Here is a 19,029-nt window from a genome sequence, read left to right as displayed (position 1 = left end):
GGTCAGCCTAATTCTTCCTCGGTGTCGTTGTTGGTGTCGTTGTCGGTGAAGCCGGGGCGCCCGTAGGCTTCGAGCAGGCGCAGCCACACCTCGCTGAGCGTCGGGTAGCTTGGCACTGCGTGCCAGAGCCGGTTGATCGGCACCTCGCCGACGATGGCGACCGTGGCCGAGTGCAGCAGTTCGGCCACGTCCTGACCGACGAAGGTGACGCCGAGCAGCACCTCCCGGTCGAGATCGACGATCGCCCGCGCCTTGCCGACGTAGCCGACAGCGAGCACCGAGGCGCCGCCGAGGTTGGCGAGGTCGTAATCGAGAATACGGATGCGAAACCCCGCCTTCACAGCGGATGCGGCGGTGTGCCCCACCGAGGCGACTTCCGGGTCGGTGAAGGTCACCTGCGGAACAGCGGCGTGGTCGGCGGTCGCGACATGGGCGCCCCACGGAGCATCGTCGACCGGGCCGCCGGCCGCGCGGGTCACGATCGCGTCGCCCGCTGCCCGGGCCTGGTATTTGCCCTGGTGGGTGAGGAGGGCCCGGTGATTGACGTCGCCGGTGGCGTAGAGCCAGTCGCCGGTCAGCGCGGGGGAGCCGCCCTGCACGAGGAGGGTGTCGTCGACGTCGAGCCAGTCTCCGGCATCGAGGCCGACCACGTCGAGGCCGAGATCGTGGGTGCGCGGGGTGCGTCCGATGGCCACGAGCACCTGGTCGGCCGCGACGGTGCTGCCGTCATCGAGCGTGAGCGTGATCGTGTTGTCGTCGTCGCGGTGCGCTTTCGTGGTGGACGGGCCGACGAGCACGGTCACCCCGTTGTTCTCGAGCGCGGCGGTGACGAGCTCGCCGGCGAAGGGTTCCTGCCCGCCGAGCAGGGGGCTGCGGGCGATGACGGTCACCGCCGAGCCGAGCGAGGCGTAGGCGGCGGCCATCTCGGCGGCGACGACGCCGCCGCCGATCACCGCGAGGCGCTGCGGGATCTGCTGGGCGCTCGTCGCGTCGCGGCTGGTCCACGGGCCGACCGCTGTGAGGCCGTCGATGTCGGGCAGCAGCGCCGCCGATCCGGTGCTGACGACGACGGCGTGGGTGGCGGTGAGAACGGTCACCGCGCCATCCGCTGCGGTCACGGTGACTTCCTTGACGCCGGTGAGGCGGGCGTGGCCGCGTACGAGGCCGATGCCGGCGGAGTCGAGCCATCTCGCCTGGCCGTCGTCCTTCCAATGACTGGCGATGGAATCGCGCTGCTTGAGGGCGGCCCGCGCGTCGACCGTTCCGGTGACGGCCTCTGCGGCGCCCGGCACCCGCCGGGCGCCGGCGAGAGCGGCGCCGCTGCGCAGCAGCGCCTTCGACGGCATGCAGGCCCAGTACGAACATTCGCCACCGACAAGGTCGCTCTCGACGACGACCGTGCGCAGTCCGCCCTGTGCGGTGCGGTCGGCAACGTTCTCCCCGACAGCGCCGCCGCCGATCACGATGACGTCGTAGTTCTGACTCGACATTGAATCTCCTTGACTGGGGTGGGGGCGCGTTTGGAGCAGCCTAGCCGAGGTCGCTGCTGTTCGGGGTGTGCTGTCTGGGCGCCCCGGGCCCACCTTCGGAAACCGGGCCCATGATCTATCGTGGTCCCGCTTTCCGGGCCCGGGCCCGGAAAGTATTGAGCTCGCGGCGGGAACGGGTCATCCGCTCCTCGCGTCTTGAATCTGACTTAAATTCAGCTACTGTAGCTTGATGCCAGCCGGCCGATATTGCCCGAACAATTACCCGGAGGTCTCCATGAAGCATGTACCGTCCACGCCTGAGCGCAGGCATGCTGCCGTTATCTATAATCCGGTGAAGGTCGATATCGACGCGCTTCGGGAAGCGGTGAACACGGAAGCGGCTGCCGCTGGCTGGGCGGAGAGCGTCTGGTTTGAAACGTCCGTCGACGACATCGGCCAGGGGGTGACCGCCGAAGCGCTGGCGCGCGGTGTTGACCTGATTATTGTCGCTGGTGGTGACGGTACCGTGCGAGCGGTCGTCGAGGCAGTCCGAGGGCGAGATGTTCCCGTCGGCCTCTTGCCATCGGGCACGGGGAATCTTCTCGCCCGCAACTTGAAAATGACCCTCAACGACATGCCTGAAAGCGTGCGTACCGCCTTTGCGGGCGAGGATCGCGCCATTGATCTGGGCATGATCCGGGTCGAGCGAGCAGACGGCACCCGCGATGAGCACGCGTTCGTGGTGATGGCCGGCTTGGGACTGGACGCGAAAATGATCACCAATACCGACGAAGACCTCAAGAAGAAGGCCGGGTGGGCAGCGTACGTGAAAGCACTCGTCGCGTCCCTGCGTGACCCTGAGGAACTCCATTTGCGATTCCGGCTCGATGATCAACCCATCAAGCGTGCCACGGTGCATACCCTCATACTCGGCAACTGCGGGTCATTGCCCGCGAACATTCTGCTGATGCCGGAAGCGGTCCTCGACGACGGCCTGTTCGATGTGATGATGACCCGGCCGGGCGGTGCACTGGGCTGGATCCGGGTGTGGGTGAAGATAGCCTGGACCAACGGCATCGTGCGACGGACCAAAGCTGGCCGGGCTATCGCCGGGGAACACAAGAACGACAAGGATCTGCGCTACGAAACCGGTTCGGTGCTGACCGCACGCTTCTCACGGCCGGAACAGATCGAACTTGATGGGGACGAGTTCGGCAGGGCCCTAGCCTTCAAAGCATGGATGGAGCCCGGCAGCCTTCGGGTCCGAGTTCCCATCGTTCCCTCATGACCCTTCCGGGTCGAATCACAATCGACGGTTTTGAATTCGGCGTGCAGTATTCTCCCGCGTCGTCGGGAGCGGTCACCACGCCGGTGTTCGTGATCGTGCACGGCATTGGAACCTCACACCGGTATTCCGTTCCACTGCACCGCGCTATCGCAGCCGGGCATAGTACCTACTCGGTCGATCTGCCGGGCTTTGGCGGGACGAGCACACCGCGACACCGATTGTGGGTCGAGGACTACGCGAACCTGCTCGGCACTCTCCTGGACACGCTCGGCCTGACCAGCTGCGTCATCATCGGCCACTCGATGGGTGCCCAATTCGTCACCGAACTGGCCATTCAACGGCCCGAGCTGGTCTCCCAGGTCGTATTGATCGGACCGGTTGCCGATGCCCGTCGTCGAACAGTCGTGGCCCAGGCCGTCGACCTATACCGGGACACGCTCAAGGAGCCGCTGCGCGCGAACGTAGTGGTTTTCGGCGACTACGCGCGCTGTGGCCCGCTGTGGTACACGAAAACTCTCAGTGCCATGCTCGCCTATGCGACCGATGAGAATATCGTGCGCGTGGCCTCGCCCCTGCTCGTCGTTCGGGGCGGCGACGACCCGATCGCACGACACGGCTGGTGCCGTGGCCTCGTGCACAATTCCCGCCACGGTCGCCTCGTGGAAATTCCGGGGCACCGTCACCTCGTTCACTACAGTGCTGCCGACCGCGTCGCGGACTGCATCGTGGAGTTCTCGGGTGTCGGGCGCGGACCCGTGACATGACCGTGGGCATCCGTGATCTGCTCTCGTGGGCTCAGGACTACGTCTACGCTGCCGAGAGGCAGCTGCGGGCGATCACATCGCGCTCGGGCCCTCGCGGCTTTCAGACCGGCGACGGGTGTCCGGTCGTGATCATCCCCGGAGTGTACGAAACCTGGAAATTTCTCCAGCCGCTGATCACTCGGGTGCACGATGCCGGGCACCCCGTGTACGTTGTCGACCGGCTGTCCTGGAATCTCGCGCCCGTGCCCGACGCCGCTCGGCACGTCGCAGATCTCATCTTTGAAGAGCGCCTGGCCGGCGTCGTCCTGCTCGCGCACAGCAAGGGCGGCCTCATCGGAAAATTTGTGATGACCGGACACGATGCTGGCTCGCGCATCGCGGGCATGATCGCAGTAGCTGCCCCCTTTTCCGGCTCCAGCTACGCGAGGTACATGCTCTCGCCCGGGCTTCGGTCATTCGCTGCGAGCAATGAACACATCACCGGCCTGAACGCGAACACCGAAACCAATCGCAAGATCACCTCGATTTTTGCTCGGTTCGACCCGCACATTCCGGAAGGAAGTGCCCTGGCGGGGGCGACAAACATCGAGATCGACGCCGGTGGGCACTTTCGTCTCCTCGCCGACGTGCGCGTTGCGGATGCTGTCCTGACAGCGTTGGCCGGTTTCGGCCAGCCCCGCGACGGGATGAGCGTCGAATAACGGCCGCACTGCGACTCGGGGCCCACCTTCTGAAACTGGGCCCATGATCGATCATGGGCCCACTTTCCGGGCCCGGGCCCGGAAACGAGGAGGGGGGGTCAGCGACCCACGAAGGCGGCGGGAGTTCGAGACAGGAACGACTGCATGCCGATTCGGGAGTCCTCGGTCGCCGCCAGGCGGGCGAGGGCGGGCTGCAGCGCTGCTTCAGCGGATGCCGCCCCCTCCCGCTGCGCCAGCCGCGCGTTGGCGAGGGTGGCCGCGATGGCAAGCGGCGCCTGGGCCGCGATCTTCTCAGCGAGTTCGAGCGCGCGGTCGAACTGGGCGCCGTCGGGCACGATCTCCTGCACGAGGCCGAGGCGGTGTGCCTCGACGGCATCGAACAGGTCGCCGGTGAGCAGCCAGCGCATGGCGTTACCCCAGCCGGCCGCGCGCGGAAACCGGATCGTCGCGCCGCCGAACGGCAGAATGCCGCGGGAAACCTCGATCTGCCCGAACCGGGTCGATGCGGCGGCGACGACGATGTCGCTCGCGAGCATCAGCTCGATGCCGAGGGTGAGACAGGTGCCCTGCACGGCGATGACGACCGGTTTGCGCAGGGACACGCCATCCACCTGCCACGGGTTGATGCCGCCCTCCGGCACCATCTCGAGCCCGTTCGGGCCGAGCCGGGGGCCGATGTCGGCGAGGTCGAGTCCGGCGGTGAAGTGCTCGCCGACCGCGTAGACCAGGCCGACGCGCAGTTCGGGATCCCGGTCGAGCTCACCGTAGGCGAGCGCGAGCTGCTGCAGCAGCGAGAAGTCCGCGGCATTGCGTTTTTCCGGCCGGTTGAACCCGATCAGCAGAATGTGGCCGCGGCGCTCGGTGAGGATGCGGGGCTGGTCGGTCATGGGGCCTCCATTGGCTTGCGTGACGAACGTGCTGGGTCAGCGGGTGAGCGCCCCGATGATGCGCAGAATGCTCGGCAGGTCGTCGGTCGCCGCTTCGGGCGACGCGGGCGCGAACCCGGTGATGGTCGCGCCGGCCACCGTGAACTCCGCGCGCAACGCGGTGATCGCCCCATTGAGATCGGCCACGCTCAGCCCGAACGGGATCAGGTCGCTGAGGCCCTCGAGCGCCGAGGGGTCGAGTACATCGAGGTCGACGTGCACGAAGACATGCTTCGCACCGGTCGCAGCGACCGCCGCGACGAGCGCGGCCGGGTCGGCCAGCTCGGAGCACGACACGCTCACCAGTCCGCGGTCCTGCAGGAGCACGTCTTCGGCGTCGTCGACGTCGCGAATCCCGGCCAGCACGACGTTCGCCAGTGGCACCGTGCTCGTGGCGGTCAGCTCCAGTTCGGCCGGTCCCTCGCCGCTGATCGCGCGCAACACCATACCGCAGAATCCGCCCGACGGCGAGGATTCGGGGGTGTGCAGGTCGGGGTGGGCATCGAACCAGACCACGGCCAGGTCGCCCTGATGCCTGCGTGCCGCGTGTTCCACGGCGGCCAGCGCAATGCCGCAGTCGCCGCCGATGGAGAGGGCCCAGTCGGCGGTGTCCTTCAAGACGGCCGAGTGGCGCTCGCGCACCACCTGGATCGCCGAGAACCGGTGCACCCCGGTATCGAGCGCATCACCGGCCTCGACGGGAACGTCGACCAGGCGGGTGGCCGAGAAGGGCAGGTCGCCCTGAATGGCCGCCGCCCCGTCGACCAGGCGCATCGCGCGCGGAGAAATCGAACCCTGCCACTGCGGCACTACAACGAAGGTGGGAGCCATACCTCAGTATGGCGCAGCGACCGGGCAGGTCAGCATCCGCTTCGCCATCAGCGAATTTCTTGCGAAGCGGATGCGTGAAATCTCACTCGACAACCTTGACCCAGTCCCGGGGTCACCGCTCGTCAAAGTCGTCCACCCAGCGACTAGCTCTCGATGGCGGCGGTGTTGCCGGCTTTCAGGGCCGCGAGGCGGGCATCCACTTCGGTGAGTTCGCCGAGGTCGTCGAGGCTTTCGAACTGGGCGTCGAGGCTCGACGCGGCGAGCTCCTGGGCGCCGCGCACGCGGGCTTCTTCGCGGCGGATCTTGTCCTCGAACCGGTTGACCTCGCTCGTCGGGTCCATCATGTCGATGCTCTTGACGGCGTCCATCACCTGAGCCTGCGCCTTGGCCGTCTTGGACCGGGCGATCAGCTCGGCGCGCTTGTTGGTGAGCTGCACCAGCTTCTCCTTCATGGCGCCCAGGCCGGTCTTGAGCTGGTTGACGACCGCGGTCTGCGCCTGAATCTGCGGTTCGGCGGTCTTCGCCTCCTTCTCGGAGGTGAGCTGACGACCGAGCGCGACCTTGGCGAGGTTGTCGAACTTGTCGGCGTCGGCGGTCTTGCCGACCAGACGCAGTTCGTCGGCCTTGCGGCTCGCGGCGAGGGCCTTGTCGCCCCACTCCACGGCGGCTTCCTGGTCTTCGCGATAGTCGTCTTCGAGCAGGCGCAGGTTGCCGATGGTCTCGGCGATCGCGCTCTCGGCGTCGGAGATGCTGCTCGAGAAGTCCCGCACCATCTGGTCGAGCATTTTCGCCGGGTCTTCCGCCGAGTCGAGGATGGCGTTGATGTTCGCCTTCGCGAGCTGGGAAATACGGCCGAAAATGGACTGCTTGGTCATTCGGAGGTCCCTTCCATAGGAGTGGTCCTGGGTGAAAAATTTCGCCAGGAAAATGCGGGTGTGTCCAAAGTTTAGGGTGACCGACCGGCGCGAGTCTGGGAACCCCGGCAAATACCGATGATCAGCATGTTGCCCAGTGTTACAGGGCCACTCGCGTGCTCAAGCCGCGCCGCCCACAATTGACTCAGGAGCGCAATTCGATACCGACGGGAGATGCGGCATGAACGAAGAATTCACGAACCGGATGCTCGTCGTCGTCGAGGTCACCACCACGCGTCCCGACCGCCCCGCGTATCACGCCAAGGTGCAGGTGCTCAATTCTCGCGTGGTCGCCGACGCCGAAACGGCCGGCTGGGCCGTGGTGCGCATCGCCGCGGCCGACGTCACGCCCGCCGAACTGCTGCGCCGCACAGCGGATGCCGACGCCTTCGTCATCGTCGGCGGCGAAGACGTGACCCCCCGCTACTACGGCGGCACCACCGGCTACGAGGGCGAGACGGCGCACTTTGCCACCGCCGACGAGGGTCAGATCGCCCTCGTGCAACGTGCCTTCGCCCTCGGGACCCCGTTGTTGGGCATTTGCCGTGGCCTGCAGATCATCAACGTCGCCCTCGGCGGCACCCTCGTGCAGCACATCGACGACGGCATCCACAAGAACATCGACGTGCCGATCGACCAGATCCTCTCCACCCACCCAGTCACGCTCGCCGCCGACAGCACCCTCGCGTCGAGCCTGGGCCGGGTCGACATCTCGGTGCAGAGTGCCCACCACCAGATCGTCGACCGCCTCGGCGCCGGACTCGTTGCCGCAGCCCACGCCCCCGACGGCCTGATCGAAGCCCTCGAACACGAGAGCGCGCCGATCACCGGCGTGCAGTGGCACCCCGAAGCGCCCGATTCCCCCGCAGACCAGCTCGCCCTGCTCCTGGCCGGCCTGGCCGCCCAGCACGACTCCCGCGCCCTAGCCGAGTCCCTCGCCGCCGCCTAACCAGCTGCACAGTACCGCGCCTCGGGTCGGTTCGCGTCGGAGCGGATATCCCTGGGCTCCACACTTTCCGGGCCCGGGCCCGGAAAACGGGACCACGATAGATCATGGGCCCAGTTTCACAGGGTGGGCCCGGTCGCTCCGGATGCGTTCTTTTGCCGAGCCCGAGACCGAAAAAGCCCCGGCACTTCTCGCCTGGGGGGAGGTGAGAAATATGCCGGGGCCAATCGTTGGAGTGGGGGAACTCCGTGTGTAACCGTACGGGGGATGGCCTGAGAAGAGGCTGACAAAAACCGAAAATCGAGTCTACCCCGGTGCGGGATTCGGTTCTCCCGGTCGGTCGGTTTGTTATGCATCCGTTGCAACCACTGGCCCGACAGCGCCTCCCCGTTCGGGGCGCATCCTTCGTCCGCTCTTTTACCTGTTCGTAACATCCCGGTCATACCCCGATCAATTCATCTGGTTACTCTGAAGCAACAAGATTCACTCACAGTGAACTGCCGAACAGGGATCACCACCCAGAGGAGAGGTCGGGAATGACAAATATTGCAGAGCTGGGGGAGGCGCGACGGGCCCAGGCCGTCACAGCTTCACCGCAATCAGCCACACTCAGCCCACCAACCCTGCGCGAACTCGCCGAGGCGGACGGCGTGCGTTTCATCCTCGCCGTCTTCGTCGATCTGAACGGCAAGCCGTGCGCCAAGCTCGTGCCGACCGCGGCGGCCGACCAGCTCGAAGCCGGCGACCTAGGCTTTGCCGGTTTCGCGGCCGGCTTGATCGGGCAGCGTCCGCAGGATCCCGACCTCATCGCCGTTCCCGACCTGTCGTCCTTCGTGGCCATCCCGTTCGTGAAGGAGGGCCTCGGCATCGTGCACTGCGACCCGCACGTGAACGGCGAACCGTGGCCGTACGCTCCGCGGGTCATCCTCAAGAAGGCGATCCGGGACCTCGCCCAGCGCAACCTGCAGGCCAAGGTCGGCGCCGAGGTCGAATACTTTCTCGTGCACCAGGACGAAGCCGGCGCCATCAGCACCGCAGACCGCCGCGATGACGGTGCGCGCACCTGCTACGACGCCCGCGGCGTGACCCGCATGTACGACCACCTCACCGCGGTGAGCGACGCCATGAACACCCTCGGCTGGGGCAATTACGCCAACGATCACGAGGATGCCGCGGGCCAGTTCGAGCAGAACTTCGCCTACGACGACGCCCTCGTCACCGCCGACCGGGTGGTCACCCTGCGCTACCTGATCAGCGTGCTCGCTGAACAGCGCGGCATGACCGCGACGTTCATGCCCAAGCCCTTCGCCGATCGCGCCGGCAGCGGACTGCACTTTCACCTCTCGCTGTGGGCTGACGACGCCCCGGTGTTCCCCGACGATCACGACCGGAGAGGCCTCGGCCTGTCGCCGACCGCCTATGCCTTCATCGGCGGCATCCTGGCCCACGCCTCCGGGCTGCAAGCCTTCCTGGCGCCGTCGGTCAACTCCTACAAGCGCCGCGGCGCGTCCACGAGTGCGTCCGGGGCGACCTGGTCGCCGAAGAAGGCCACCTACGGTGGAAACGATCGCACCCACTTCATCCGGGTGCCCGACGGTAAGCGCATCGAGTTGCGCGCCGGCGACGGCTCGGCCAACCCGTATCTCGCCATTGCTGCCACGATTTCCGCCGGGCTCGACGGGCTCGACCAGGCGATCGACCCGGGGGACCCGTGCGGGCCGGGGGAGTCGCGCGCGACCTCCGCGGTACTGCCGCAGACCCTGCTGCACGCGGTGGAGGCGCTGCGCGGTGACCGGGTGCTGCTGGACTCGTTCGGAATCGCGCATCCGGTCGGCGCATATTTCGCCCAGGCGAAGGAAGACGAATTCCTGACCTGGCACAACACGATCACCGACTGGGAGATCAACTCCTACCTCACCGCTTACTAACTCGAAGAGACAGGATCCCCTATGTGTGGCATTGCAGCACTTCAAATTCGCGACGTCGCCCTGCGCGCCAGCCTCGGCGAGCTCATGCACGGCATGCTGTGCGGCATCGTCGATCGCGGCCCCGACTCGGCCGGACTCGCCATCTACAACGACCCGAGCCTCACCCCGGCCGGCACGAGCACCGTCACCGTGCTTAACGCCGAGTTGAACCCCGACGCGCTCGCCGCAGCCCTCCGGGACGCAGTGCCGCCGGCCGTCGGCGTCACCGTCACCGGCTTCGGTGAGACCACCCTCATCAATGCCCAGATCGGCACGAGCGCGCTCGAACAGGCCGTGACAAGCATCCTTCCCGGCGTGCAGATCGCCGGCCGCGGCGAGCACGTGGCGGTGCGTAAGGGCACCGGGCATCCGCTTGACCTGGCCGAGCAGTACGACCTGCGCGCGGCGACCGGCAGCCAGGGGCTCTCACACACCCGCATGGCCACCGAGTCGGCCGTGACCGCCGCCGGCTCGCATCCGTTCACCGTCGCCGACGACCTCTGCCTCGTGCACAACGGATCGTTCAGCAACCACGCCACCATCCGTCGCCAGCTGTGCGCCGAGGGCGTCACCTTCGACAGTGAGAACGACTCGGAGGTCGCCGCCCGCTACATCGCCTGGCGCCTCGCAGCCGGCGACACCCTCACGACCGCCCTCGAAAAGCTTGGCGGCGTCTTCGACGGGTTCTACACGCTCGTCGTCACGACCGCCACGAGCATGGCTATTGTGCGCGACCCCATCGCATGCAAGCCCGCCATCATCGCCGAAACGGATGCCTGGGTCGCGATGGCGAGTGAATATCGCGCCCTCGCGCACCTCCCCGGCATTGCGAACGCGCGCATCTTCGAACCCGCTCCCGGCGTCGTCTACACCTGGACCCTCGACTCGACCAAAGAACTGGTGACCCTGTGACCATCACCCACGCTCCCGCACCCACGAACACCGCGCGGATCACCGCCATAGACCTCGCGGTGAGCACCGTCCGCGACCTCAACCAGGCCCTGCACGCCACCGACGACGGCACGAGCTGGGTCGTCGACACCCCGGCCGGGCAGCACAACATCGCCGTCGGCATCGACCGTGACCTCGACCTCGTGGTCAACGGGCACGTCGGCTACTATTTCGCCGGCATGCACCAGAAAGGCCGCGTCACGGTGCACGGCAGCGCCGGCGTCGGACTGGCCGAGAATATCATGTCGGGCACGGTGCACGTCACCGGTGACGCCTCGCAGGCCGCCGCGGCCACCGGGCAGGGCGGCCTCGTCGTCGTCGACGGCAACACCGGCGCCCGCTGCGGTATCTCGATGAAGGGCGTGGACATCGTCGTGGGCGGTGACATCGGCCACGCCTCGGCGTTCATGGCTCAGGCGGGTCGGCTCGTGGTCTGCGGCGACGCCGGAGAGGGCCTCGGCGACTCAATCTACGAGGCCCGAATCTACGTGAAGGGCACGGTCGCCTCCCTCGGCGCCGACTGCATCGAGAAGCCGTTGCGGCCCGAGCACCTGGCTGAACTGGCCGAACTGCTCGCCCTGGCCGGTCGAACGGATGACCCGGCCGAGTTTCGCCGCTACGGCTCAGCCCGCACGCTGTACCACTTCGCCGCCGTCAACGCCGCCGCCTACTAAACGCCGCTCACGAAATCAAGGGACACACCATGACGAACAGCTATGCCAGCCGGGGCCTGCGCGAATCGGCCACCTTCGACCGTGCCACCATCAACGACATCCAGCGGGCCGCCACGACCGGTATCTACGATATTCGCGGCTGGGGCGCGAAGCGGGCCCTGCCGCATTTCGATGACCTGCTCTTTCTCGGCGCGAGCGTGTCCCGGTATCCGCTCGAGGGGTACCGCGAGAAGTGCGGCACCGACGTCACCCTCGGCGGCCGCCACGCACTCAAGCCGATCACCCTCGACATTCCGATCACCATCGCCGGCATGAGCTTCGGCGCCCTCTCAGCCAACGCCAAGGAGGCCCTCGGCCGTGGAGCCACCGAGGCCGGCACCTCCACCACCACCGGCGACGGCGGCATGACCCCCGAGGAACGCGGGCAGTCCCGCCACCTCGTCTACCAGTACCTGCCGTCCCGCTACGGCATGAACCCCGATGACCTGCGCAAAGCCGATGCGATCGAGATTGTGCTCGGCCAGGGCGCCAAGCCCGGTGGCGGCGGCATGCTCCTCGGCCAGAAGATCACCGAACGCGTCGCCGGCATGCGCACCCTGCCGGTGGGCATCGACCAGCGGTCGGCCTGCCGGCACCCCGACTGGACCGGCCCGGACGACCTCGCGATCAAGATCGCCGAACTGCGCGAGATCACCGACTGGCACACGCCGATCTACGTCAAGGTCGGCGCCTCCCGGCCCTACTACGACACCGCGCTCGCCGTGAAGAGCGGCGCCGACGTGGTCGTGCTCGACGGTATGCAGGGCGGAACGGCGGCCACCCAGCAGGTCTTCATCGAGAACGTGGGTATCCCGATCCTCGCCGCGATCGGTCCGGCGGTCGCCGCCCTGCAGGAGCTCGGCGTGCACCGCACGGTGCAGCTCATCGTCTCCGGCGGTATCCGCAACGGTGCCGACGTGGCCAAGGCCATCGCGCTCGGCGCCGACGCGGTCTCGATCGGCACCGCAGCGCTCATCGCCCTCGGCGACAACGACCCGCGCTACCAGGCCGAATACGAAGCGCTCGGCTCATCCGCCGGGTTCTACGACGACTTCCAGGACGGTAAGGACCCGGCCGGCATTAGCACCCAGGACCCGGAGCTCGCCGCGCGGCTCGACCCGATCGCGGGCGGCAAGCGCATCGCCAACTACCTGCGTGTACTGACCCTGGAAGCCCAAACGATCGCGCGGGCCTGCGGCAAGTCACACCTGCACCACCTCGAACCCGAAGACCTCGTCGCCCTCACGGTGGAAGCCGCCGCGATGGCCGGGGTGCCGCTCGCCGGCACCAGCTGGATTCCCGGCCGCTGAGCATCCGCTCTCTTCACCGATAAACGACAAGGACACGCTCATGGATACTGGCAATACAGCCTGGCTGCTGACCAGCTCGGCACTCGTGGCACTGATGATTCCCGGCCTCGCCCTGTTCTACGGTGGCATGGTCAGCTCGAAACGCATTCTGAACATGATGATGATGTGCTTCGGCGGCGCAAGTCTCGTCGCCGTTCTCTGGGTTATTTTCGGCTACTCGGCCACCTTCGGTGACTCGCTCGGCAGCCTCGGGCTGCTCGGCGACCCGCTCGAATTCTTCGGACTCGAAACGATCCTCGCCGACGACCCCGACGCAGCCCTGCCGCTCGCGCTGTTCATCGTGTTCCAGCTGCTGTTCGCCGGGGTGACCACCGCCCTCGTGGCCGGGGCCGCGGCCGGACGCATGAAGTTCGGCGCCTGGCTGCTGTTCGCCGGCATCTGGGCCGCGCTGGTCTACTTTCCCGTGGCGCACTGGGTGTTCGCCTTCGACGGCGACAGCGTCGTCGGCGGCTGGATCGCCAACGACCTCGGCGCTATCGACTTCGCCGGCGGCACCGCGGTGCACATGAACGCCGGCGTGGCCGCCCTCGCCCTGGCCATCGTGCTCGGCCGCAGCAAGGGCTGGGGCGGCCCGCTCAAGCCGCACAACCGGCCGCTCGTGCTCGTCGGGGCCGGCCTGCTCTGGGTCGGCTGGTACGGCTTCAACGCCGGTTCAGCCCTGAGCGCCGGCAACGCCGCGAGCGTCGTCTTTCTCAACACCACCGTGGCCGCCTGCGCCGGCCTGCTCGGCTGGGCCCTCGTCGACCGACTCCGCCATGGTTCGGTCACGAGCCTCGGCGCCGCGTCCGGCCTGATCTCCGCCCTCGTGGCGATCACCCCGGCCTGCGGTGCGGTCAGCCCGATGGGTGCGATCGCCATCGGTGCCATCGCCGGCATCGTCTGCTGCCTCGCCGTGGAATGGAAGTTCACGCTCGGCTACGACGACTCCCTCGACGTCGTCGGCGTGCACATGGTCGGCGGCCTGGTCGGTACCCTGTTGATCGGGTTCTTCGCAACGGATGCCGCCCCCAACGGCCGCAACGGCCTGTTCTACGGTGGTGGTATCGAGCTGCTCGGTATCCAGGCCCTCGCCGCCGGCGCCGTGCTGCTGTACTCCTTCGTCGTCACCTGGCTCATCGCCAAGGTGCTCGACCTGACCATCGGACTGCGCATCCCCGAGAAAGATGAGGTCGACGGGATCGACCGGCACGCGCACGCCGAAGACGCCTACGACGACCACGCCGATTCCAGTACCGCCGCCGACCTGGTGTCGGCGCCGTAAGCATCCGCTTTATCCCATAAGTCGAGCAGGAGAACACAGTGAGTAGCGCACAGTACGTCATCATCGGAGCAGGCCTGGCCGGAGCGGCCACCGCCTGGCAGCTCGCCCGTCGTGGCCACGAGGTCACCATCCTGGAACGGTCCACCCCCGCCAACGATGCTGGAAGCTCGCACGGTTCGGCGCGCATCTTTCGCTACGCCTACCCCGAGGCGTTCTACACCGGCCTCGTGCAGCAGGCCAAAGTCGGCTGGGACGAACTGACCCGGCTGGGCCGTCGGCAGCTCATCACCCCCACCGGTTCCCTCGACTACGGAACGCTGCGCGAGCCCGAAGCGCTCGCCCGGGTGCTGCAGGGCGCCGGCATCGACCACGACCTGCTCACAGCGGATGCTGCCCGCCAGCGCTGGCCGCAGATCGCCTTCGACACCCCGGTACTCTGGCACCCGGGCGCCGGAGTCATCGACGCCGAAACGGCTGTGACCACCATGGTCGAGTTGGCCCGCGCGGCGGGCGCGCAGTTACGGAACAACTGGCCGGTGGCCCGGGTGAGTGAGACGGCCACCGGATATCGGGTGCACAGCGCCACTGGCGAGACCGTCGACGCCGAGAACGTGATCGTCAGCGCCGGCGGCTGGCTGCCGAGCCTGCTCGGAGAGCTGCCGCTGCCGAGTGCCTTCCGCGCGCAGATCCCCACGATCACGGTCATGCAGGAGCAGGCCTATCACTTTCCCTACGTCGAACCCGATACCACCGGGCACTGGCCGACTTTCATTCACAAGATGGACGGCATGCAGGTGTACGGGCTGCCGGGCGGCCGTGACGCCTCTTTTCGCGGCCAGAAAATCGCCGAGTACAACGGCGGCAAACACCTCGCCTCGGCGGCCGACCAGGACGGCATCATGGGAGCGGCCAACCGTGAACGGGTCGTCAACTACGTGGCCCGCTACCTGCCGGGCCTCGACCCCACGCCGTACGCTGAGACCACCTGCCTGTTCACCAACACGCCGACGGAGGACTTCATCATCGACCGCGTTGACAACATCACCCTGCTCTCACCGTGCTCCGGGCACGGTGCCAAGTTCGCGCCGGTGATCGGCGAGCTCGCCGCCGACCTGGCGACCGGCGTCGGGTCGGTGCCGCCGCAGTTCCGGGTACACCCGTGACGGTGCCCGCCCCGGCCGCCGGGCCCCGCACGGCCGCCCCCGCCGACACGGTCGCCGGGCTGCTGGCCGAGATCAGCCGGGTCGGCGCCGATCCGCACCGCGGCGGCTATTCTCGGCCGGTCTTCTCCAGCGCCGAATTCGACCTCCGCGCCTGGTTCCTCGCCCACGCGGCCAAACGTGGGCTCGACGTCGAGACGGACCGCAACGGGGTCATCTGGGCCTGGTGGTACACACCAGCCGGTGACACCGCCAACGCTGTCGTCACCGGCAGTCATCTCGACTCGGTGCCCGGCGGCGGCGCCTTCGACGGTCCGCTCGGGGTCGCCTCCGCGCTTGTCGCCCTCGATATTCTGAGGGCCGGCGGCCTTCGCCCCGAACGCCCGCTCGCCATCGCGGTGTTCCCGGAGGAGGAAGGATCGCGGTTCGGTGTGGCCTGCCTCGGAACCCGCGTGCTCACCGGCGCGATCGACGTGGACCTGGCCCGCGGCCTGCGCGACCAGAACGGCGACTCGTTCGCCGAGGTGGCAGCGAAGAGCGGCTTCGACCCGGCCTTTCTCGGACCGGACCCGGAGGCACTGGCCCGGATCGGGACGTTCATCGAGCTGCACGTCGAGCAGGGCCGCGTGCTCATCGACCGCCACCAGCCAGTCGGCATCGGCTCGTCGATCCTCGGCCACGGTCGCTGGCGCCTGAGCGTGACCGGCCAGGGGAACCACGCCGGCACCACGCTCATGACCGACCGACACGACCCGATGATCGCGGCGGCGGGCATCGTCATGGCCATCCGCGACACCGCCCGCGCCCAGCCGGGCACCCGGGCCACCGTCGGACGGCTCGAACCGGTGCCGGGGGGCACTAACGTGATCGCTTCCCGGGTCGACCTGTGGCTGGACGCGCGGCATCCCGACGACGCGGTGACGGCAGCCGTGGTGGCCACCATTCTGGCCGAAGCCCGTCTGATCGCGGCGAACGAGGGTTGCACGGTGCAGCTCACCGAAGAGTCGGTCAGTCGCACGGTCAGCTTCGACTCGGCCCTGCGCGACCACCTGAGCCTGCTCCTTCCGGATGCGCCGGTGCAAGACACCGGCGCCGGTCACGACGCGGGGATCCTCACCCAGTTCGTGCCGACCGCGATGCTCTTCGTGCGCAACCCCACCGGGGTCTCACACTCGCCAGAGGAATACGTCGAGGACGACGACGCCGAGGCCGGTGCCCGCGCCCTCGCCCTGGTGCTCGCCGACCTGCTGGTGCCTGCGAGTACCTGAGCCCGGCTTGCACGCTAAAGCGGGTAAACGGTGACCTCAGCCGGCTGAAGCAACCGTTACCCGCTTTCGACGAGCAGACAGCCGGCATCAATCGTTCGGGTTGATTGATGTCGTTGGGTTTGTGCGGTCAGGCGGCCTTGTGTTTGCCGGCGCCCACCGCAGTGGTGGAGTGGGCCCAGGCGAGCAGTTCGGCTTGGGCGCGCCGACGGCTTGCGGCAGTCTGTTTGGGGGGTACCGGAACGGTCATTCGGGATCCGGGGCAATCCTCGGTGGAGTTGGCCAGGGAGTGATAGGTCGCGAACCGGGTATCCGACGTGATCCACACCATTTGCTGGCATTCTGGGCACTCTGTCTGCAACATTTTCACGATTGTCCGTTCCATCGCCGACTCGGGTAATCGGTGCGATAGCTCCAATGTAGTGGGGATAGACAGGTCGATGTCCTCCCCCGTCGTGGGGGCAGCAGAAAACCCGATTCGGTGGTACTTTGCTGCGGGTCAACGACCCGCGGCGTACCCCTGGGCCCCGCGCGGATTGGCCGCCGCCTGCAGCAATCCGGTCTTCGGGTCGCGGGTGACCGCCGAGATACGGCCGAGCGCCCAGTCGCCGGCCCGGGTGATTCGGTGGCCGCGCTGCTCGAGTTCGGCGATGACCGCCTCGCCCAGGCGGTCTTCCACGACGGCGCCGCCGGGTTCCCAGGTGCGCGGCCAGAACGAACCCGGAAACGAGGTGCTGTGAAAGGCGGGCGCATCAATCGCCTGCTGCGGAGTGTAGCCGCCCACGATCGTGCGCAGCAGGTAGAGCAACTGCCACTGGTCCTGCTGGTCGCCGCCGGGGGAGCCGAGCGCCGTCACCGCCTGCCCGTCTTTCAGAACGAGTGTGGGGGTGAGGGTCGTGCGCGGGCGTTTGCCGCCGGTCAGGGCCGAGGGCGCACCGGGCTCCAGCCAGGTCATCTGCAGGCGGGAGCCGAGGCAGAAGCCCAGCTCGGGAATCGTCGGCGACGACTGCAGCCAGCCGCCCGACGGCGTCGCGGAGACCATATTGCCCCAGCGGTCGACGACGTCGATGTGGCAGGTGTCGCCGCGCAGCTCACCGGTCGAGAGCGTTTCGGGCTCCGTTTCGATGCGTGCGGCGCGAGTGGGCGCGGCGACCGTCGGTTCGCCGACCGCAGCGGATGCCGCCGCCCCCTGCTTCGCTAGCGCCTCCGTCGTGTACTCGGTGCGCAGCACCGGCAGGTACGGGGAGCGTCCTGGCACGACGCCCGGGCGCAACTCGGGGGAGGCCTGCCCGGTGATGAGCGCCCGCCGGCTGGCCGCGTAGTCGGCAGACAGGAGGTAATCCAGTGGGACGTCGTCGTCCCCGTAATAGGCTTCCCGGTCGGCGAAACTCAGCTTCTGCGCCTCGAGGATGGTGTGCGCGCCGAGCGCGGTCGACGGGTCAAGGTGCTCGTCGCTGAACCCGTCGAGAATCATCAGGGTCTGCAGCAGCGCCGGCCCCTGCCCCCAGGCGCCGGTCTTGGCGATCGTGTGGCCGCGGAATACCACGGTAGTGGCCTCCTCGATGCTCGCTTCGAAACCGGCGAGGTCGGCCAGGGTCATCACGCCGGCATGGTCGGTGCCCGAGGAATGCCGGTGCGGTGTGCGCCCGAAATCCACGATGGCACGGGCTACAAACCCCTCCCGCCATTCCCTTCGGACCGCGTCGATGCGCCCCGCGCGGTTGGCGACGGCCGAGCCCGAGCCCGAGCTCGCCGCGAGCAGGCGGTCGAGGGTCGTCGCCCAGGCGGCATTGGTCACGAGGTCGCCAGCCTGGGGAAGGTGGCCATTCGGCATCCACTGCGCGGCCGAGGTCGGCCAGTGCTCGGTGAAGAGTGTCGCGACCGAGCCGATCGTGGCGACGACCCGGCCGAGAATCGGATGTCCGTCGCGCGCGTACCCGCGGGCGAAGGAAAGCACGTCGGCCAGCTCCCAGGTGCCGTGATCGCGCAGCAGCACGAGCCAGGCGTCGACCGCGCCGGGTACGGCAGCGGCGAGCACCCCCGATCCGGGAACCAGGTCGAGGCCCTCGGCGCGGTAGTGGTCGATGGTGGCCGCCTGCGGGGCCGGCCCCTGCCCCATCACGACGCGCGGGGCATCCGGTTCACCCGCCGTGATGAAGACGCCGGTCAGGTCGCCGCCTGGCCCGTTCAGGTGCGGTTCCACGACGTGCAGCACGAAGGCGCCGGCCACCGCGGCGTCGAAGGCGTTGCCGCCCCGCTCGAGCACGGCCTGGGCGCAGGCCGTTGCGAGCCAGTGCGTCGAGGCGGTCATCCCGAAGGTTCCCTGCAGGGTCGGACGGGTGGTGAATGCGTTCGGAGCGGTATAGGTCACCCGTCTACCCTCGCACGAGACCAGCAAGAAGGTTGCGGGTCTGCCGGATGGAATCGTGCAATGATCAGGCCAAGCGGCCCGACCGCCCATTCTGAGTCCCCCGAAGTCACAGCTTTGAACTGGAGACGCATT

General features: G+C 67.8%; 17 protein-coding genes. 11 read left to right on the top strand and 6 right to left on the bottom strand.

The window, feature by feature from the left end:
* Nucleotides 1–2 precede the first annotated feature (2 nt).
* Complete coding sequence (locus E3O06_RS13615; RefSeq protein WP_134503884.1) at nt 3–1,490, bottom strand: dihydrolipoyl dehydrogenase family protein; 1,488 nt, start codon at nt 1,488–1,490, stop codon at nt 3–5.
* A gap of 274 nt (nt 1,491–1,764) precedes the next feature.
* Here E3O06_RS13615 and E3O06_RS13610 point away from each other — a divergent pair, with 274 nt between their 5' ends.
* The 3 genes from E3O06_RS13610 to E3O06_RS13600 are packed head-to-tail and all read left to right on the top strand — an operon-like array spanning nt 1,765 to nt 4,222.
* The gene (locus E3O06_RS13610; RefSeq protein WP_134503883.1) at nt 1,765–2,757 is read left to right on the top strand and encodes a diacylglycerol/lipid kinase family protein; all 993 of its coding nucleotides are present in this window, start codon (nt 1,765–1,767) and stop codon (nt 2,755–2,757) included.
* The gene (locus E3O06_RS13605; RefSeq protein WP_166788214.1) at nt 2,754–3,521 is read left to right on the top strand and encodes an alpha/beta fold hydrolase; all 768 of its coding nucleotides are present in this window, start codon (nt 2,754–2,756) and stop codon (nt 3,519–3,521) included. Before E3O06_RS13610 ends, E3O06_RS13605 begins: the two co-directional genes overlap by 4 nt.
* On the top strand, nt 3,518–4,222 hold the full coding sequence (locus E3O06_RS13600; RefSeq protein ID WP_134503881.1) for an esterase/lipase family protein: 705 nt from the start codon (nt 3,518–3,520) through the stop codon (nt 4,220–4,222). The genes E3O06_RS13605 and E3O06_RS13600 overlap by 4 nt, the downstream gene beginning before the upstream one ends.
* Before the next feature lie 98 nt (nt 4,223–4,320).
* Here the strand turns inward: E3O06_RS13600 and E3O06_RS13595 are convergent, their stop codons facing one another.
* The 3 genes from E3O06_RS13595 to E3O06_RS13585 form a co-directional block, all read right to left on the bottom strand.
* The gene (locus E3O06_RS13595; protein WP_134503880.1) at nt 4,321–5,109 is read right to left on the bottom strand and encodes a crotonase/enoyl-CoA hydratase family protein; all 789 of its coding nucleotides are present in this window, start codon (nt 5,107–5,109) and stop codon (nt 4,321–4,323) included.
* A 36-nt stretch (nt 5,110–5,145) separates the two neighbouring features.
* Entirely contained in the window at nt 5,146–5,979 is an 834-nt protein-coding gene (locus E3O06_RS13590) for an arginase family protein (protein WP_134503879.1), read from the bottom strand.
* Between the two features lie 143 nt (nt 5,980–6,122).
* Complete coding sequence (locus tag E3O06_RS13585) at nt 6,123–6,854, bottom strand: PspA/IM30 family protein (protein WP_134503878.1); 732 nt, start codon at nt 6,852–6,854, stop codon at nt 6,123–6,125.
* A 220-nt stretch (nt 6,855–7,074) separates the two neighbouring features.
* Here E3O06_RS13585 and E3O06_RS13580 point away from each other — a divergent pair, with 220 nt between their 5' ends.
* From E3O06_RS13580 to E3O06_RS13545, 8 genes are all read left to right on the top strand, one after another.
* Complete coding sequence (locus E3O06_RS13580; protein ID WP_134503877.1) at nt 7,075–7,842, top strand: gamma-glutamyl-gamma-aminobutyrate hydrolase family protein; 768 nt, start codon at nt 7,075–7,077, stop codon at nt 7,840–7,842.
* A gap of 533 nt (nt 7,843–8,375) precedes the next feature.
* On the top strand, nt 8,376–9,767 hold the full coding sequence (glnT, locus tag E3O06_RS13575) for a type III glutamate--ammonia ligase (RefSeq protein ID WP_134503876.1): 1,392 nt from the start codon (nt 8,376–8,378) through the stop codon (nt 9,765–9,767).
* A 21-nt stretch (nt 9,768–9,788) separates the two neighbouring features.
* A complete protein-coding gene (locus tag E3O06_RS13570; protein WP_134503875.1) occupies nt 9,789–10,718 on the top strand; it encodes a class II glutamine amidotransferase domain-containing protein in 930 nt (309 codons plus the stop codon).
* Nucleotides 10,715–11,431: a protein glxC gene (locus E3O06_RS13565; RefSeq protein ID WP_241980192.1), complete on the top strand. Its 717-nt coding sequence runs from the start codon at nt 10,715–10,717 to the stop codon at nt 11,429–11,431. Before E3O06_RS13570 ends, E3O06_RS13565 begins: the two co-directional genes overlap by 4 nt.
* 29 nt (nt 11,432–11,460) lie before the next feature.
* Nucleotides 11,461–12,780: an FMN-binding glutamate synthase family protein gene (locus E3O06_RS13560; RefSeq protein ID WP_134503873.1), complete on the top strand. Its 1,320-nt coding sequence runs from the start codon at nt 11,461–11,463 to the stop codon at nt 12,778–12,780.
* Nucleotides 12,781–12,820: 40 nt separating this feature from the next.
* Entirely contained in the window at nt 12,821–14,101 is a 1,281-nt protein-coding gene (locus tag E3O06_RS13555) for an ammonium transporter (protein WP_134503872.1), read from the top strand.
* 38 nt (nt 14,102–14,139) lie between these two features.
* Complete coding sequence (locus E3O06_RS13550; protein ID WP_134503871.1) at nt 14,140–15,264, top strand: FAD-dependent oxidoreductase; 1,125 nt, start codon at nt 14,140–14,142, stop codon at nt 15,262–15,264.
* A gap of 2 nt (nt 15,265–15,266) precedes the next feature.
* Entirely contained in the window at nt 15,267–16,529 is a 1,263-nt protein-coding gene (locus tag E3O06_RS13545) for an allantoate amidohydrolase (protein WP_134503982.1), read from the top strand.
* Between the two features lie 127 nt (nt 16,530–16,656).
* Here the strand turns inward: E3O06_RS13545 and E3O06_RS13540 are convergent, their stop codons facing one another.
* Both E3O06_RS13540 and E3O06_RS13535 read right to left on the bottom strand, forming a co-directional pair.
* The gene (locus E3O06_RS13540; RefSeq protein WP_134503870.1) at nt 16,657–16,857 is read right to left on the bottom strand and encodes a hypothetical protein; all 201 of its coding nucleotides are present in this window, start codon (nt 16,855–16,857) and stop codon (nt 16,657–16,659) included.
* A gap of 168 nt (nt 16,858–17,025) precedes the next feature.
* Nucleotides 17,026–18,897 (bottom strand): gamma-glutamyltransferase family protein, encoded by a 1,872-nt coding sequence (locus tag E3O06_RS13535; protein ID WP_134503869.1) that lies wholly within the window; start codon nt 18,895–18,897, stop codon nt 17,026–17,028.
* Nucleotides 18,898–19,029: the final 132 nt, after the last annotated feature.

This window comes from Cryobacterium glaciale (assembly GCF_004402535.1).
GTDB lineage: Bacteria > Actinomycetota > Actinomycetes > Actinomycetales > Microbacteriaceae > Cryobacterium > Cryobacterium glaciale.
This window is presented reverse-complemented; position numbering and strand designations above follow the sequence as displayed.

Coding starts and splice junctions, on each gene's coding strand:
- E3O06_RS13570 (WP_134503875.1), top strand. CDS start 9,789: ATGTGTGGCATTGCAGCACTTCAAATTCGCGACGTCGCCCTGCGCGCC.
- E3O06_RS13605 (WP_166788214.1), top strand. CDS start 2,754: ATGACCCTTCCGGGTCGAATCACAATCGACGGTTTTGAATTCGGCGTG.
- E3O06_RS13560 (WP_134503873.1), top strand. CDS start 11,461: ATGACGAACAGCTATGCCAGCCGGGGCCTGCGCGAATCGGCCACCTTC.
- E3O06_RS13600 (WP_134503881.1), top strand. CDS start 3,518: ATGACCGTGGGCATCCGTGATCTGCTCTCGTGGGCTCAGGACTACGTC.
- glnT (WP_134503876.1), top strand. CDS start 8,376: ATGACAAATATTGCAGAGCTGGGGGAGGCGCGACGGGCCCAGGCCGTC.
- E3O06_RS13585 (WP_134503878.1), bottom strand. CDS start 6,854: ATGACCAAGCAGTCCATTTTCGGCCGTATTTCCCAGCTCGCGAAGGCG.
- E3O06_RS13540 (WP_134503870.1), bottom strand. CDS start 16,857: ATGGTGTGGATCACGTCGGATACCCGGTTCGCGACCTATCACTCCCTG.
- E3O06_RS13555 (WP_134503872.1), top strand. CDS start 12,821: ATGGATACTGGCAATACAGCCTGGCTGCTGACCAGCTCGGCACTCGTG.
- E3O06_RS13595 (WP_134503880.1), bottom strand. CDS start 5,109: ATGACCGACCAGCCCCGCATCCTCACCGAGCGCCGCGGCCACATTCTG.
- E3O06_RS13615 (WP_134503884.1), bottom strand. CDS start 1,490: ATGTCGAGTCAGAACTACGACGTCATCGTGATCGGCGGCGGCGCTGTC.
- E3O06_RS13580 (WP_134503877.1), top strand. CDS start 7,075: ATGAACGAAGAATTCACGAACCGGATGCTCGTCGTCGTCGAGGTCACC.
- E3O06_RS13590 (WP_134503879.1), bottom strand. CDS start 5,979: ATGGCTCCCACCTTCGTTGTAGTGCCGCAGTGGCAGGGTTCGATTTCT.
- E3O06_RS13610 (WP_134503883.1), top strand. CDS start 1,765: ATGAAGCATGTACCGTCCACGCCTGAGCGCAGGCATGCTGCCGTTATC.